At 31.1% G+C, this 15,077-nt stretch carries 11 protein-coding genes and 1 pseudogene; 7 read left to right on the top strand and 5 right to left on the bottom strand.

From position 1 onward, the window contains the following. The 3 genes from KPL51_RS00915 (at position 1) to KPL51_RS00905 (ending at position 3,711) form a co-directional block, all read left to right on the top strand. A complete protein-coding gene (locus tag KPL51_RS00915; protein WP_216155927.1) occupies positions 1-1,257 on the top strand; it encodes a C40 family peptidase in 1,257 nt (418 codons plus the stop codon). A 271-nt stretch (positions 1,258-1,528) separates the two neighbouring features. Beyond that, on the top strand, positions 1,529-2,962 hold the full coding sequence (locus tag KPL51_RS00910) for an amino acid permease (protein WP_216155924.1): 1,434 nt from the start codon (positions 1,529-1,531) through the stop codon (positions 2,960-2,962). A 206-nt stretch (positions 2,963-3,168) separates the two neighbouring features. Further along, positions 3,169-3,711: a carbonic anhydrase gene (locus tag KPL51_RS00905; RefSeq protein WP_216155921.1), complete on the top strand. Its 543-nt coding sequence runs from the start codon at positions 3,169-3,171 to the stop codon at positions 3,709-3,711. A 47-nt stretch (positions 3,712-3,758) separates the two neighbouring features. Here KPL51_RS00905 and KPL51_RS00900 read toward each other — a convergent pair whose 3' ends face one another. The 3 genes and pseudogenes from KPL51_RS00900 to KPL51_RS00895 all read right to left on the bottom strand — a co-directional run bounded on the left by KPL51_RS00900 (position 3,759) and on the right by KPL51_RS00895 (position 7,451). Then, positions 3,759-6,086, bottom strand: coding sequence for a GGDEF domain-containing protein (locus tag KPL51_RS00900; protein ID WP_216155917.1), 2,328 nt, complete (start codon positions 6,084-6,086; stop codon positions 3,759-3,761). 211 nt (positions 6,087-6,297) lie between these two features. Then, positions 6,298-6,432: a hypothetical protein gene (locus tag KPL51_RS23845; RefSeq protein WP_263628128.1), complete on the bottom strand. Its 135-nt coding sequence runs from the start codon at positions 6,430-6,432 to the stop codon at positions 6,298-6,300. Positions 6,433-6,533: 101 nt separating this feature from the next. Further along, positions 6,534-7,451, bottom strand: a pseudogene (locus KPL51_RS00895) (TDT family transporter). Between the two features lie 207 nt (positions 7,452-7,658). Between KPL51_RS00895 and KPL51_RS00890 the strand changes: the two are divergent. From KPL51_RS00890 to KPL51_RS00880, 3 genes are all read left to right on the top strand, one after another. Further along, the gene (locus KPL51_RS00890; RefSeq protein ID WP_216155914.1) at positions 7,659-8,150 is read left to right on the top strand and encodes a C-GCAxxG-C-C family protein; all 492 of its coding nucleotides are present in this window, start codon (positions 7,659-7,661) and stop codon (positions 8,148-8,150) included. 269 nt (positions 8,151-8,419) lie between these two features. After that, entirely contained in the window at positions 8,420-9,862 is a 1,443-nt protein-coding gene (locus KPL51_RS00885; RefSeq protein ID WP_216156149.1) for an NAD(P)/FAD-dependent oxidoreductase, read from the top strand. A 392-nt stretch (positions 9,863-10,254) separates the two neighbouring features. After that, positions 10,255-11,985: a solute:sodium symporter family transporter gene (locus KPL51_RS00880; protein ID WP_216155912.1), complete on the top strand. Its 1,731-nt coding sequence runs from the start codon at positions 10,255-10,257 to the stop codon at positions 11,983-11,985. Between the two features lie 86 nt (positions 11,986-12,071). Here KPL51_RS00880 and KPL51_RS00875 read toward each other — a convergent pair whose 3' ends face one another. Beyond that, positions 12,072-13,010: a DUF5107 domain-containing protein gene (locus KPL51_RS00875; RefSeq protein WP_216155909.1), complete on the bottom strand. Its 939-nt coding sequence runs from the start codon at positions 13,008-13,010 to the stop codon at positions 12,072-12,074. Positions 13,011-13,264: 254 nt separating this feature from the next. Here KPL51_RS00875 and KPL51_RS00870 point away from each other — a divergent pair, with 254 nt between their 5' ends. After that, the gene (locus KPL51_RS00870) at positions 13,265-14,290 is read left to right on the top strand and encodes a LacI family DNA-binding transcriptional regulator (protein ID WP_216155906.1); all 1,026 of its coding nucleotides are present in this window, start codon (positions 13,265-13,267) and stop codon (positions 14,288-14,290) included. A 44-nt stretch (positions 14,291-14,334) separates the two neighbouring features. Here KPL51_RS00870 and KPL51_RS24430 read toward each other — a convergent pair whose 3' ends face one another. Then, positions 14,335-14,979, bottom strand: coding sequence for a glycoside hydrolase family 35 protein (locus tag KPL51_RS24430; RefSeq protein ID WP_376770068.1), 645 nt, complete (start codon positions 14,977-14,979; stop codon positions 14,335-14,337). Positions 14,980-15,077 lie beyond the last annotated feature (98 nt).

The following is a 15,077-nucleotide window of genomic DNA, read 5'->3' as shown; positions in this document are numbered from 1 at the left end:
ATGAAAAAAAGAATAGCTTTTATAGTAATGCTATTAAGTATAGCAAGTTCACAAATTGCATCTGCGGATAGCGGAGTAGTTAGTGCATCTTCATTAAATATTAGGCAAAAACCATCACTTTCATCTTCCATTGCGGGTAGCCTATCTAAAAACGCAAAGATAGATACACTTGGAAAAGAAGGGGATTTCTATAAAATAAGTTATAAAGGAAAAACTGGATATGTACATCAGACATATATAAAAATAGTGAAAAGTGTACCAGTTCCTAAAACTGTGCCAAGTGTAAAATCCACTAGCATAGAAAAATATGGACAAATAACAGCAACGGATTTAAACGTAAGGTCAGGAGCTGGGACAACTTATCCTGTGATTGGTAGCATTAAGCTTGGAAGCAAAGTGACAATGTATGAAAATTCAAATGGTTTTTATAAAATAATATATGGTGGCAAAACGAGTTATATAAGTTCGTTATATGTAAAAGTTACAGGGCAAAAGATTGTAAACTCAAATAGTACAAGCCCTGTTACTAAACCAACTACTACACCAACTACTACACCAACTACTACACCTACTGTTAACCCAGAATTAAAATCTACAGGAGTGGGAACTATTACTGCTTCAGATTTTTTAAGTGTAAGAAAAACGGCTTCCTTGGGTAATGATTCTTTTGCTATTGGTAAGATGTATCCAAATCAAAAAGTGGAAATTTATGGAGAGCAAAATGGATTTTACAAAATTAAGTTTTCTGGGCAATTGGGGTATATTTATAAATCATATGTAAGTGTAGTTAATACTTCATCAAACGAAGCTGAATATGTTGAAGATGGACAACAATATAATACAAAAACAACTGGAACTGAATTAGTGACATATTCAAATACGTTTCTTGGTACACCATACGTATGGGGTGGAGCAACACCAGCAAAATTTGATGCTAATGGTAAATATATAAGTGGCGGATTTGATTGTTCTGGGTTTGTGCAGTATAGTTATAAAAATTTTGGTATAAATTTGCCTAGGACAACTATGGACCAGGTAAATAAAGGAATATGTGTTAATATAAATAATCTTCAGAAGGGAGATTTAGTATTTTTCATGACAAATACAGCTGCTCCGGCTGAAGTATCTCATGTGGGAATATATATTGGAAATAATAAATTTACGCATTGTCCTAAACCTGGTGATGTTGTAAAAATATCCGAATTAACTGGATACTACAAAGAAAATTTTGTAATAGGTAAAAGGATGTTAAAATAAGAAAATTTATTATATATAGTAAAGCAAGGACAAGCCCCTTAAATTAGGGCTTGTCCTTGCTTGAGTAATGATAACGTTAATTAAATAACAGTGGAATAAAAGTATATGATTGTGGATAATTCTGCTTATGAGTGAGAATATTATATAAAGATACTGAAATTAGAAGTACAACAAAGCTGGTATTATATTAAAGTCTTCTTTATATTAATAGAGGAATTTAGTATATTTAATAGAATATTATATAATGATGTTGAAATTAAGGAGTGAAATTATGAATAGCACAAAAAAACTCGGTTTATGGACTTTAGTAATGTTAATATTTGTTCCCACTTTTGGATTCGGGAATATCGCTTCAAATGCAGTGGCACTTGGACCTGCTGCTATTCCGTCATGGCTAATAGTTGCCTTATTATTCTTTTTACCGTTATCAATAATGATAGCAGAGCTCTCTTCTGCTAACAAAGACAAAGAAGGAGGCCTGTACACTTGGATAGAATGCTCAATTGGTCCAAGATGGGCTTTTATAGGTACTTGGTCCTACTTTGTTGCAAATTTATTCTATTTGCAAATGGTTTTTTCAAGAATACCAGTAATGGTATCTTGGACACTTTTTGGTGAAAATAGATTTAATGATTCCAATGCACGGTTACTTATTTGGCTAGGACTAGGACTTGCAATAGCATTAACCTATATAGCTACAACTGGAGTTAAGAGATTTTCTAAAATCAGTGATTTAGGTGGAAAATTAACTTTAGGTGTTACAGTTTTATTTATATTATTTGCAGTTGTTGGAGTATTAGTTGGCAAACAACCATCAGCTACAACGTTCACAGTAGCAACGGTAATTCCAAAATTTGATGCTAGTTATTTTTCAACCTTCTCTTGGCTTATTCTAGCTGTTGCAGGAGCTGAGGTGGCGGGAACTTATATTAAGGACGTTGAAAATCCTAAAAAAGTTTTTCCAAAAGCTGTTCTTATAGCAACTACATTTATAGCTGGAGCATATATACTAGGATCACTTGCCATATGCTTAGTTGCATCACCTGAATTAATAACAAAAGCTGGAGTTAAGGATGCAGGCTATGTTGTTTATAAGATATTAGCAGAAACCTGGGGTTTAAATGGTAAGATATTTGTTCAAATATATGCATTTATTTTAACTATATCATCTATAGCTGCATTTGTGGTTTGGTTAGAATCTCCAATTAGGGCTATGTTCTCAGAGGTTCCTGATGGCACCTTTCCTAAATTTTTAACAAAAAAACGTGAGGATGGAACACTAATTAATGCACTTTGGGTTCAATGTGGTGTGCTTTTAGTATTAATAATAGTACCACTCGCAGGACTTAATAAAATAGATGATTTCTTCAATCTATTAACTACACTATCAGCCTTATCACTTGCAATACCTTATATTGTTCTTGCAGCAGCATATTTAACATATAGGCTTAAAGGGAATATACCTCCATTTGTAATGTTAAAATCAAAAGCAGCGGTGGTAATATCTTCAATTGTTGTTTTTGTATTAGGCATATTAGCATTTTTTGGAGCTGGATGGGAAAACATTGCAGGAGCAAAAAGCTTTTCAGAAGCAATAGTTCCAATATTACAGAATTATGGTGGCCCCGTAGGATTTATAATTTTCGGATTTTTTATATCATATCTTACAAAAATGTTCACTAAAAGTGATATTAAAAATAAGTAGACAAAGTAGTAAATGTTGCTATTAATTATTGAAAGCATATAAAAAAATCCCTCTGCTGAGCAGGGAGATTTTTTTATATGGTTGCTTTTATTAGAACTCTTATTAATAAGTTAGATGTATTAGAAATCAATATTTTATGATATAATTATAAAACAAATTAGAGTGATAATTAAAAATAAAGATAATCTAAGGAGCATAAAACAAATATGGATAGATTAATAAAGATTAATACTAAAGAGGATATACTTGCTGAATACAAAAATACACCCATCAGTATTTTATTGGAGTATCATAACTTGAATACACCTTATGATACGGTAAGTAGCCCACAGATGTTAATAGGAATGTGTATGGATAACAGAAAATATCTTCATATCCCCAACAACTTTGCATATATAATTCGTTCTGGAGGAGGAACTTTGCGTTTTAGTGAATTTAAGGTTTCGTACACTATAGCAATAGGAGGAATTAGAACTATTGCACTTATAGCCCACAATCATTGTGGAATGGTTAATCTTATGTCGAAAAGAGAACAGTTTATTAAGGGACTTGTTGATGTTGTAGGATGGGAAAGAAAGAGGGCAGAGGAGCATTTTATGAATTTTGCTCCAATGTTTGAGATTGATAATGAAATAGAGTTTGTTTTAGAGGAAGCTATGAGGTTAAGGAATAAATACCCTAATATTTTAATAGCTCCCATTTATTATAATCTAGATGACAATTTATTATATTTAATTAAAGAGAAATAGTAGGCTCTGTATTAACTTTAAGGCAAGCAACAGTTTCTAAAAACAAATTATAGGTTGAAACATTTAACTTTCTTCTTTTGATTGTAGAGTTGCTTGTCTGCATCTTTAATTAATTGATCAAAGCTAACACTCACATTTGGTGAATAAACTGAAAACCCTAAACTAAGACTTAATTTATATGGCTTATTAGAAAGTGAATTATATTTATTGAAATTGGAATTAATACGTTCACGAGTCAAATTGATTTCATTTTCACTAGATTTATTTGCTGCAATTATTATAAACTCATCTCCACCAATACGGGCTACTATGTCATCTACTCCAAAGGATTCTCTAATTATGAGCGCAGTGGTTAAAATAGCTTCATCACCTTCTTGGTGACCATAAGTATCATTAATTTTCTTTAAACCATCAACATCTCCAAAGCACATAATAGCTTTACCACCAGTTAGTGCAGCTGCCTTATAGAGGCTACCCCCATGCATATAAAATCCTCTTCTATTGAAAATGCCTGTTAACTCATCGATTACATAACTGTTTTTTAATTCTCCATTACGCTTTTCAAGCTCAATAACAGCTAAATTCAACTGTTCTTCTGCTTTTATGCGTTCATCAAATAACATTTGAATTTTCAAGGTATTACTAATCTGTTCCCTAAAGGTTTCATAAACAAATTCATCCACTGCATTCATATCAAAGGCAATATACCCAAAATAGTCGACACCTGTAACTAGTGGAAATAAAATCAGTTCATTGCGTTTTCCCTTACCAATAAATTCCGCGGGCAATATCTCTTGCGTATCTAAATACTGTGTTTCAGCTATTTTGCCTTGATTATATCCTAAAATCAATTTGGATCTAGAAGGTAACTTGGTTTTAGCGCCATACAAACTAGTAACAGGGGTGTCATAAACACACACATAACATTGTTTAATTTCGTACAAGGACATTGCAGTTATAATAACCTTAGTTAATTCTTCCACGTTAGGTATAGTATTAAATTCTCTCAATATATCCCTTGTACCTATATACATTCTTTTAAAATTAAATTGTTGTATGGACTCTCTTTTATTGAAAATATTACCTATTAAAATACTAGCCATATAAAATATTTCATCTGCTATCCTTAAAACTTCATAATTATTTATATATGGAAGTATAAAGTTTCGAATTGTATAAAGTGTTTCATTCCAAGAATAATCAAGTTTCTTTTCAAAAATTGAATCAAATAAAAGATTTTTGAAGCCTTCTATAAAATCTCCTTCTATTTTCCGTGCTTTTATATCTCTTATAAATGCATTTAATAAATTAATAATGATTGGAGTATACTCTAATATCTTATCTAAAGGCATCCCAAGTTCCCTTATTATTAAATCAACCAAATGGAACTTTTGATTATTCAAGTATTTTTCAAGGCTTTCGCATTCCTTATAATATACGTTAACTTCACTTAAATTGCTTTTTAATGATAAGGGTGCCTTATTTTTTAAAATATTGTAACAACCACAAGACTCTCTTATTATTAACTTTCCCTTTAAATAAGTACATTGTGGGACAGATTGTCCATCTGTAATTTCATCTATAAATTTAGTGGACAATGAAGCCATTTCAAAAATAGGTTGTTCAATAGTGGTAAAAGCAGGGGAGAAAGATCTTGCTGCCTCCACATTATCAAAACCAGTTAAGGCTATATCTACACCTACTTCAATTCCAATATGCTTCAAACTATAAAATACTTCAATTGCCATTTCATCGTTAGAGACCACAATAACCTGGGGTTTCTTCTTTCTATATACAATAAGATCATCTACAGCCTTAGCTGCTGATAGCCTATGAAAATCACCTTCAGCAATTAATTCTTCATCAAAAGGTATGTTATGTTCCTTTAATGCATCTTTGTATCCTTCGAACCTCATGACGGATTCGGAATTTAGTGAAGTTCCAGTTATGAAAGCTATTTTAGAATAATTATGATGTTCAATTAAGTGATTAATCATTGAATGCATGCATTGTCTGTTGTCAAAAATTATGCTAGGAATATCTTTAATATCTATTCCAAGACTAACCATGGGAATATGTCTATAAGGTTCTAAGAACTCAATAAACTTATCTATACCAATATAATTGTACACTAATCCAGTGCATATGATTAATCCATCCAGTTTATCTGTATTAACTAAATCGTAAATAACATTTTGTTTTGCCTCATCTGGAAGAGGGGAATTAAGAGCTCCACCAGCAAAGAAAAGCACATCAAGATTTCTTTCAAGAGCAACCTGTTTTATTCCTCTACAAACGGGTGATTGATAGAAACCGTCAAAAGAGTTAATTAAAACACCTATAGTTTTCCTTCTATTTTGGAGTGATTTATTCATTACTAAAAAGCCCCCATTTCATTGCAAATAATTTGAAAATTATAATAATTTCCCCCAAGCTAATTTTATCACTAATTATTAGTATATAGCAAGGATATTTAGTAATAATAAAATTAGGAAGCGGAATTCCTATCATATGACCCATAGATATATAAAGCAGTTGAACTGCAAATATGGCAGATGTGATGAACTTTTTCCATAACAGTTTTATTTATTTTTCTTTTTTCTCTTTATCTGTATCCACTGTGGTATCTTCTTCTATAGCCTTGTATCCAGGTTTTTCTATAGCTATTTGAACATTTTCTACAGAAATCAATGTTTCGTCAAAGGTTATACTTATCTGCACTTGTTTTTAAAAATATTCCTATTATGCTTGATTTTATTAAAAAATACTTGTAATAAAAATAAACTATAAGCCTTATACATTAAGACTTATAGCTTTTATAATTATTTTATGCGTAATGATTTTTTAATATATCTAATTAATACATATAATGTTAAGATAACACCTATTACTTCCTGGAATTTTACCAGGTATTGTAATGATGGCATAGGTTGTCCGGAATTATTTAAAAACCTATTTGTTAGCTTTATTCCTATACCGCTTATTACAAGTGGAAATGTAAATCCTGAATAACTTGGATAGAACTTTAACTTCAAAAGTTTAAACAATATTATAATAACTGTTACATACATAATAATTGATAATACCATTAGAAACCAAACCATGGTCATGTCTTTTATTTTAAATGAATTCATATATCCTGCTAATAATAGACTTGCCGGTGCAGATAATATTGCAAGTGTCGGCAATGATTGTTCTGGTAGTTGTTTAACTTTTATAATTCTGTAAAGAACGATTGGTAAAAGTATTAAATAAGTCACAAATCCAAACCAAAAAGCTATTTGACCTACATTTACCACTTTATAAGCAGGTCCAGTTACACTAGCAACAACTATACCAACATAAACCACAAACCAAGATGGGAATACTTGTTTGATTATAAAATTAAACACGAATTTTTTAGTAAACCATAGGATTAATGTAATATGTAGCGCAATTCCTATAATCCATATTGTAAAAGCTAATGATACTGAATATACTTTAACATAAGTTGATAATAACATGATTCCCATAGAAAATGCCGGAAATACACTAGCTACAAGAGGATTAGCTAAACTCTCTATTACATCTTTAGGATACTTTATAATCTTTGCAATTATTAAAATAAGTAATATTGCTGATATTATACCAAATATACTGTGATACACTTCGCCGTATGATTATACAAGATTTCCTGTTGCCGCTAGTCCTAGCATAAGGCCTACTATAGGTACTGGGTATTTCTTTAAAATTGCACTCATTAAATCAATTTTCCCTCACATATCTTTTGAATCATCAAAATTATAGCATAAATATAAGCTGTTTAGTCATTGAAATTTCTTCTTAGATATAGTAAATACATATATATAAAGGTTTGTTTATAGGTATTATCTATTGGTGAACTTAAGATAAATAAAGTATAATGATTATTGAATTAAATTTGATATGAGCACTAGGGGAAATAAGTAATGACTTTAGTCAGCACAAAGGAATTTACAAAGGAAGAACTTCTTGATAGAGTTCAATCTAATGCAGAAGAACTTTTTAGAAGCGGCACCTTCTTTTGCACTGAAGCAGTAGTACAAACACTTAATGAATTATTGGGTAAACCATATGATGAAAATATAGTTAAACTGGCAAGTGGATTCCCAATAGGAATGGGTAAAGCTGGATGTCTCTGCGGTGCAGTTTCAGGTGGTCAAATGGCTCTAGGTATGGTATATGGTAGAGTTTCCGGTGAAGATATGAACGAAAAAATGTTTGAAAAAGCTAAGAGTCTTCATGATTACATTAAGAATGAATACAAATCAACTTGCTGTAGAATAATAACAAAAGAATGGGTTGGAGATGACTTTAAAAGCGCAGGAAGAAAGAACCATTGCATTACTATTACTGGCAAAGTCGCAAGATGGATTGCAAATGAATTTATCGAAGATGGCCAAATTCAAGTAAAACAATAAAAGGAGCTAACTCAAAATAGAAATTGATTTCTATTTTGAGTTAGCTCCTTTTTTTATTTATGTATAAACTATTCAAAGTCGTTCAAGCTCGTGATAGGATCTTTGAAGCATATTAGGAATGTCAATATGCATATTCAAATAAATGTCTATTATTAATATTTTAATAAAACATCTGTTATAACCTAAAGGATTATACTATAATAGATATCAACAAAGATTAATTATTAAAGTTTGAAAATGATAATATGTTAGGGGGGGGGTTAATGTTTATGTATGATGTAATTATTATAGGCGCGGGAGTAGTAGGGGCAGCTATAGCAAGAAAACTTTCTAGATATAATTTGAAAATATGTATTTTAGAAAAAGAGGATGATGTGGCAACTGGAGCATCAAAAGCAAACAGTGGGATAGTCCATGGAGGATATGCCGCTAAGTATGGTACATTAAAAGGTGAATTATGTGGAAAAGGAAACCAAATGTATGCAAAACTTCAAGAAGAATTGAATTTTGGATATAGGAAAGCGGGAGCTTTGGTCATTGGTTTTAATGAAGGGGACGAGAAGAAAATTACAGAGCTTTATGATAATGGTGTCAAAATGGGGTGCGATGATTTAGAGATAATAAGGGGAGAGAGACTTAAAGCTATAGAGCCACATCTAAATAGTGAAGTAAAGGTAGCGCTATATGCCAAAAGTGTGGGGGTTACCTCACCTTATGAATTTACTATTGCATTGGTAGAGAATGCTATTACTAATGGTGTAGAGCTTAAGCTTGAAAGTGAAGTAATATCTATAGAAAAATTACCAGGGAGATTTATTGTACATACAAATAAAGAGGACCTTGAAACAAAATACATTATAAATGCTGCTGGGCTTTATAGTGACAAAATAGCTAATATGGTTGGAACTTACGACTTCAAAATAATACCTAAAAGAGGCCAATATGTTCTAATGGGAAAAGATCAGGGAAATCTTGTTAATACTGTTATTTTTCAAGTGCCTACAGATAAAGGCAAAGGTATATTAGTAACTACTACCTATCATGGCAATTTTATGATAGGTCCTAATGCAGAAGAAGTAAGCGAGATAGACGATGTAACAACTATTACTGAGACTTTAAAATATGTAATAGATACTGCAAGAATGTCCATACCCGATTTTGATGTGAGAAAGACCTTAACTACTTTTGCAGGAATAAGAGCTACTAGCAATACGGGAGATTTTATTATTGAGGAAAGCAAAGTTAAAAGATTCATAAATGTGGCTGGTATAGATTCGCCAGGACTTACATCATCACCTGCAATTGCCGAGATGGTGGCAGATATACTTAAAAATTCAGGGCTTATTCTCACCGAGAAAAACGATTTTATTCCCTATAGAAAAGGAATAGTAATAAAGAAAGATAATAATTTTCATGGGAAAGTGGATGATACAGACAAAGCAAAGAATATAATATGTAGATGTGAGTTGGTTACAGAGGCAGAGATTATTGATGCTATTCATAGAAATATACCAATTAATTCTACAGATGCTATTAAAAGACGCACAAGAGCAGGAATGGGAACTTGCCAAGGAAACTTTTGTAAGTCAAGGGTTGTGGCTATAATAGCAAGAGAATTGAATATCGAAGAAGATAAAGTAACAGTAAGAGGAAATAGTAACTCAAAACCACTTGTTAGAGCAGAAATAAATTTAATTAGAAAAATGAAATAATAAGAAAACCTCTGCCAAGCAGGGGTCTTTTTATTTGTCTAGTTTTTTCGATGAGCATATATACTTAATTATATAGTGTATACGTTTAATTGAAGTTATAATATTACTTAAATTATTTGCGAATTTTTAAATAAAAAGAAATGTTCGTAACTAATTTTAAGCTTAACAATACAAGTTTGTTGAATTATAAGGTAAAACAGAGTAAATTGTCATTGCGTTATGGATATATATATGATATTATGTAAACGATAAAGAAAAGGTTTTCTTTTTAGTATAATAAAATAAAATTTATTGAATTATTTTAAGTTAGCGGCGTACTTATGAAAGTACGTATTAAATTTACAATAATAGAAAAGGTTTTCTATTAAATAAAATAGATTTGGAGATGTGTTATGCAATCATTAATTATTGGTTCATTTTTATTTTTCACAGCTTTAGTTGCAGTATATACTTATTTTAAGTTAAAAGGTAATAACAAAAAGAAATTATCAAAGGATTCCTATTTTTTAGGTGGACGTACATTAACAGGGGGAGTTATTGGGTGCTCTCTTTTATTGGCGAATTTAAGTGCAGCAAATTTTGTAGGTATGAGTGCACAATCTTATAGCGGAAATATGAGTAATATGGCATATGAAGTTACTTCTGGTCTTGTACTTGTTGTTGTAGCTATGTTTTTAGTACCTAGGTATTTGAAACAAGGAATAACAACCGTACCAGATTTTCTTGAAGACAGATTTGATTCTAGTGTTAAAAAGGGTGTATCTATATTATTTTTACTACTATATGTATTAAATTTACTTCCAACTACACTTTATTCTGGAGCTATTGCGCTAAGTCAGATATTTGACTTACAAAATACTTTTGGAATAAGTTATGATATGAGTATATGGATTACTGTATGGGTAATAGGTATAATTGGTTTTTTCTATGCAATAATAGGAGGACTCAAAGCAATGGCAATAGCTGATACCTTAAACGGAATTGCACTTGCCATTGGCGGACTCATGGTACCTTTTTTTGGACTTTTATACTTAGGCAAAGGAAGTTTTTCACAGGGGTTGTCAAATTTTATTAATACTTCCCCACAAAAGTTTAATGCGGTTGGTGGATCAACAGATCCTGTACCTTTTGGTGCGGCATTTACAGGCTTATTGTTAGTTAATCTTTATTATTGGGGAACTGATCAATCTATAATACAAAGGGCTCTTGCAGCTAAAAATCTTAAAGAAGGCCAGAAGGGAGTTATCTTTGCGGGATTTTTGAAAGTAATGACACCACTAATTGTAATTATACCAGGAATTATAGCTTTTCAAATATTTGGGGGAGGGGCAAAAAATCCCGATCTTATGTATTCAAAACTTGTCAATGTAGTACTTCCTAAACCTCTAACAGGATTCTTTGCAGCAGCAATGTTTGGCGCAGTGCTTAGTACTTTTACTGGAGTTTTGAATAGTGCCTCAACATTATTTGCTTTGAATGTATATGCCCCTATTTTTGGAAAGGGCAAAAGCGATGCTGAAGTTGTTTCTAAAGCCAAATACTTTGGTATAATAATAGCAATTGTATCAATGTTTATAGGACCATTTATAATGTACGTGCCACAAGGATTATTTCAATACTTACAAACAATAAACGGATTTTTTAATGTTCCTATATTTGCTGTTGTATTCATTGGATATGTTACAAAAAGGGTTCCTGCAATTGCAGCAAAGATATCTCTAGTATTTTTCGTAGGAACTTATGGACTATTGCAGCTTGTAATTAAGCCGGACCTTAACTTTCTTTATCAACTAGCAATATTATTTGCAGTAAGTTGTGTGCTTATGTTAATAATAGGTAAAATTAAACCGAGGGAAACACCATACGTAATGGAAATAAAAAATATAGTTGACATAGAGCCTTGGGAGCATCGTCACGAAGCAGGCGGAGTAGTTATATTCCTTATGATATCAATGTATATAGTAGCTTCGAAACTTGGGTTAGCTTCAGATAATGGAGTTACGATTAGTACTTTTGTCTATGTCGTAATTGTAGGTGTTTTAACAACATTTGCAGTGTTATTTTTTAAAAAAAGAGATGGGGACAAGCATAAAAAATTTCAAATGAAAGATGACTTAAATTAATAATTTAAAAACCAAAAATAAGCGAAGCATTGCTTTTGCAAATGCTTCGCTTATTTTAAAATATAAATAGAATATAACTTCATATTTTATGTAGTATGATTAAGACTTAGTGATATTGTAAAATCTAAAGGTTTATCAGGTGTCAGATAAAATAATTTGTTGTTTTTCTTTGCGGTTTCTATTCCATCATAGAATCCATTTGTGGGTTCAAAAGCGCAATTATAATCTCCTCTGAAACCACCTTCAGTAACCCAAAAACCAAGGTAGGGCATTTTGTCTTTATCAAAATTAATTGAATACAGAATATTATGGTCTGGATAGAATATGGAACATTTGCCTTCTGTTACTTCACCATTTACATAATATTTTTCAGTATTATTAGAAGACTTTTTACCAGCTTTATTTAAATAATAATCTTGGTCACTAATATTCTTTGTTATTGGATATTGATGAGGAGTGTTTTCCACACCTAAATTAATACTATCTTGAACATTTAATATTTCAGTTGTTGCTGCTGGAAAATTAAGGTCCATATTTTCCTCACAATTAACAAGGCAGTGCATTGCCCAAATACATGGGAATGATTCAGTTCCTGTATTTTCAACATGATATGTTATATTTAGGTTTTCATCGCTGAGTGAAATTATTTTTTTGTAATAATAGGGAAGAATAGAACTTTGAAGAAACAGTTCAATCTGGCCCGCAGATAGTTTATAATCAAAAGAGGAACTCCATATTTCTCCATGATCTGGATATATAATTTTTCCACCACTATAGGTAACTTCAGAACTATCTATAGTTGGAAAGGCATCATCAAAACCAGAAGCATCAAATTCAGCAAAATCATCATATAATTTTGGATGGGTGTATTCATTATTTTTATTTTGAAAAAGAAGTTCAAAATCTTTTTCTTTATTATATATTGATGCTATTTTTCCACCCAAGCTTGGAAGTACCACTATCTTCAATATCTTATTTTCTAATACAATTGACTCAATACCTTTAAAGGTATCTTTATAAATCATAATTTACACTTCCCTCATAATATTTGTGTTTTGAAAAGAAAAGGGTTTCTACGCATTTATATTTTAACATAAATTTATGAATAATCCATGACTATGGTATCTCACCATGGAATAAGGTAAATTAGGTTCTGAATAATTTACAAATTTTATTTATTTAGTAATATTTACACGTAAGAGAGATAATACGATGGAAAATGATACAATAAATATTGATTTATTGTATAATGAATATTTTATTTTTATAGGAGGCTACGATGAAAGTTAATATAATGGATGTTGCAAGAGAAGCAAATGTTTCTATGAGTACTGTGTCAAGAGTTATAAACAGCAATTATCCTGTTAAAGAAGAAACTAGGATTAGGGTTGAGGAAGCTGTAAAAAAATTAAATTTCAGTCCCAATGCATTGGCAAGATCACTAGTTTGTCAGAATACAAAAACAATAGGTATTTTAGTTCCAAGTATAAATAATATCTTTTTTCCTACTGTAATTAAAGCTATTGAATATGAACTTAGAATAAAAGGTTATTCAATTTATCTTTGTGATACAGATGATAAGGCGCAGGAAGAAATAAAATATATAAAATCTCTTATGGGCAGGCAGGTAGATGGGATTATAGTTATAGATCCCAAAACTGAAAATATGAAAAATGGGTTTTATGAAACAGTGAGTAGCGAAATTCCACTTGTATCTATTAATGGATACAATAATAATATTAATTGTAATTTTGTACTTAATGATGAAGCAAGTGGAGCAAGACAAGCAATGCAGTATCTTTTAGAACTTGGACACAAAAACATAATTTTTGTAAGAGGTAAAGAAAGTTATTCTTATGATATAAAAGAGGATGTATATAATCAATTAATGGAAGAAAATAAACTAGACCATAAAAAAAGAATTATAGATATTGGTGAAGGAAATAGTAATAAAACCGTGGATGGGGCAATAAAGATAATGAAGTCAGAACTTGAAAAATTAAAAGTGCTAAAAGAACCTATAGCAGTATTTGCTTGTAATGATTTAATGGCTGTAGGAGTTATGAATGCGTGTAGAATAATGAAATTTGATGTACCGCGCGATGTTTCAATAATTGGATTTGATAATAGTTATATTTCAACTATAGTTGAACCAAAACTTACAACGGTAGATCAAAATATGTACTTACTTGGAGTAAATGCTTCAAGAATGCTTTTAGACTTAATTGAAAATAAAAACAGGAAGACTAGTAGCATTAAATTAAAAACACAACTTATTATAAGAAACAGTTGCAGTACAATTTAAAGTTAAAGAAGTGGATTAAAGTACATCCACTTCTTTAACTTTAATTATTTTGATAAACCTAGTTCAGGAGTATTTTCTAAGGTAATAAATTCTGCTACTTTTCCTTCAGTCTCAAAAATAACAATTTCATTTTCACCAATTTTAAGGCAAGGACCTGGAATATAAAGTGATTTTTGCGGTCCAAGTTCCCAAAAACGTCCTATATTAAAACCATTTACAAATATACATCCTTTTCCCCAGCCGTCAAATCTTAGGAAAGTATCACCTATTGTTTCAACTTGCAGTTCGAATTTATAAAATCCAGGGGTACCTTCTTCATAAACACCATTATAATTTACATTTTCTATGTTATCTAATGGAAGGGTATAGTGATTCCAACCAGAATGAGCATGGGTATCAATTATTACTCCATCCACAATTCCTTTATGCTGATAGTTTAGCTTCTCTCCAAAGTTGACTCTTCCCATATTTTCAACTAATATATGCAGAGAATTATCTTCTTTCTTATCAAAAACAATTTTAGCAGGAGCTCCTAGTTCTCTATCATATTGAGTTAGGACATTTTTGCCATTTACATACACTTTAGCCCTATCATGTGCTCCAAGTAGTCTAAAGGTATCTACATTTCTGCCTGCTCCTACATTGCAGCGATATAGGATATAACCATAACTTTGACCTAACTTTTCCATTGGGAGTGTATCATCTCTATATTTAGGGGTGGATATGTTATCTAGTGTGTTAAATAAAGATACTTTTTTCATAACACGTAGCTTCCCATAAGAAATTT

The organism is Clostridium bowmanii (genome assembly GCF_018861315.1).
In the GTDB taxonomy this organism is placed as follows: Bacteria; Bacillota; Clostridia; order Clostridiales; family Clostridiaceae; genus Clostridium_AD; species Clostridium_AD bowmanii.
Note: the sequence above shows the minus strand (reverse complement) of the source record. Positions and strands in the feature narration are given on the sequence as shown.

Excerpts from the sequence above, each read along its gene's own strand:
- KPL51_RS00915 (WP_216155927.1), top strand. The coding sequence starts at position 1 with ATGAAAAAAAGAATAGCTTTTATAGTAATGCTATTAAGTATAGCAAGT.
- KPL51_RS00910 (WP_216155924.1), top strand. The coding sequence starts at position 1,529 with ATGAATAGCACAAAAAAACTCGGTTTATGGACTTTAGTAATGTTAATA.
- KPL51_RS00905 (WP_216155921.1), top strand. The coding sequence starts at position 3,169 with ATGGATAGATTAATAAAGATTAATACTAAAGAGGATATACTTGCTGAA.
- KPL51_RS00900 (WP_216155917.1), bottom strand. The coding sequence starts at position 6,086 with ATGAATAAATCACTCCAAAATAGAAGGAAAACTATAGGTGTTTTAATT.
- KPL51_RS00890 (WP_216155914.1), top strand. The coding sequence starts at position 7,659 with ATGACTTTAGTCAGCACAAAGGAATTTACAAAGGAAGAACTTCTTGAT.
- KPL51_RS00885 (WP_216156149.1), top strand. The coding sequence starts at position 8,420 with ATGTATGATGTAATTATTATAGGCGCGGGAGTAGTAGGGGCAGCTATA.
- KPL51_RS00880 (WP_216155912.1), top strand. The coding sequence starts at position 10,255 with ATGCAATCATTAATTATTGGTTCATTTTTATTTTTCACAGCTTTAGTT.
- KPL51_RS00875 (WP_216155909.1), bottom strand. The coding sequence starts at position 13,010 with ATGATTTATAAAGATACCTTTAAAGGTATTGAGTCAATTGTATTAGAA.
- KPL51_RS00870 (WP_216155906.1), top strand. The coding sequence starts at position 13,265 with ATGAAAGTTAATATAATGGATGTTGCAAGAGAAGCAAATGTTTCTATG.
- KPL51_RS24430 (WP_376770068.1), bottom strand. The coding sequence starts at position 14,979 with ATGGAAAAGTTAGGTCAAAGTTATGGTTATATCCTATATCGCTGCAAT.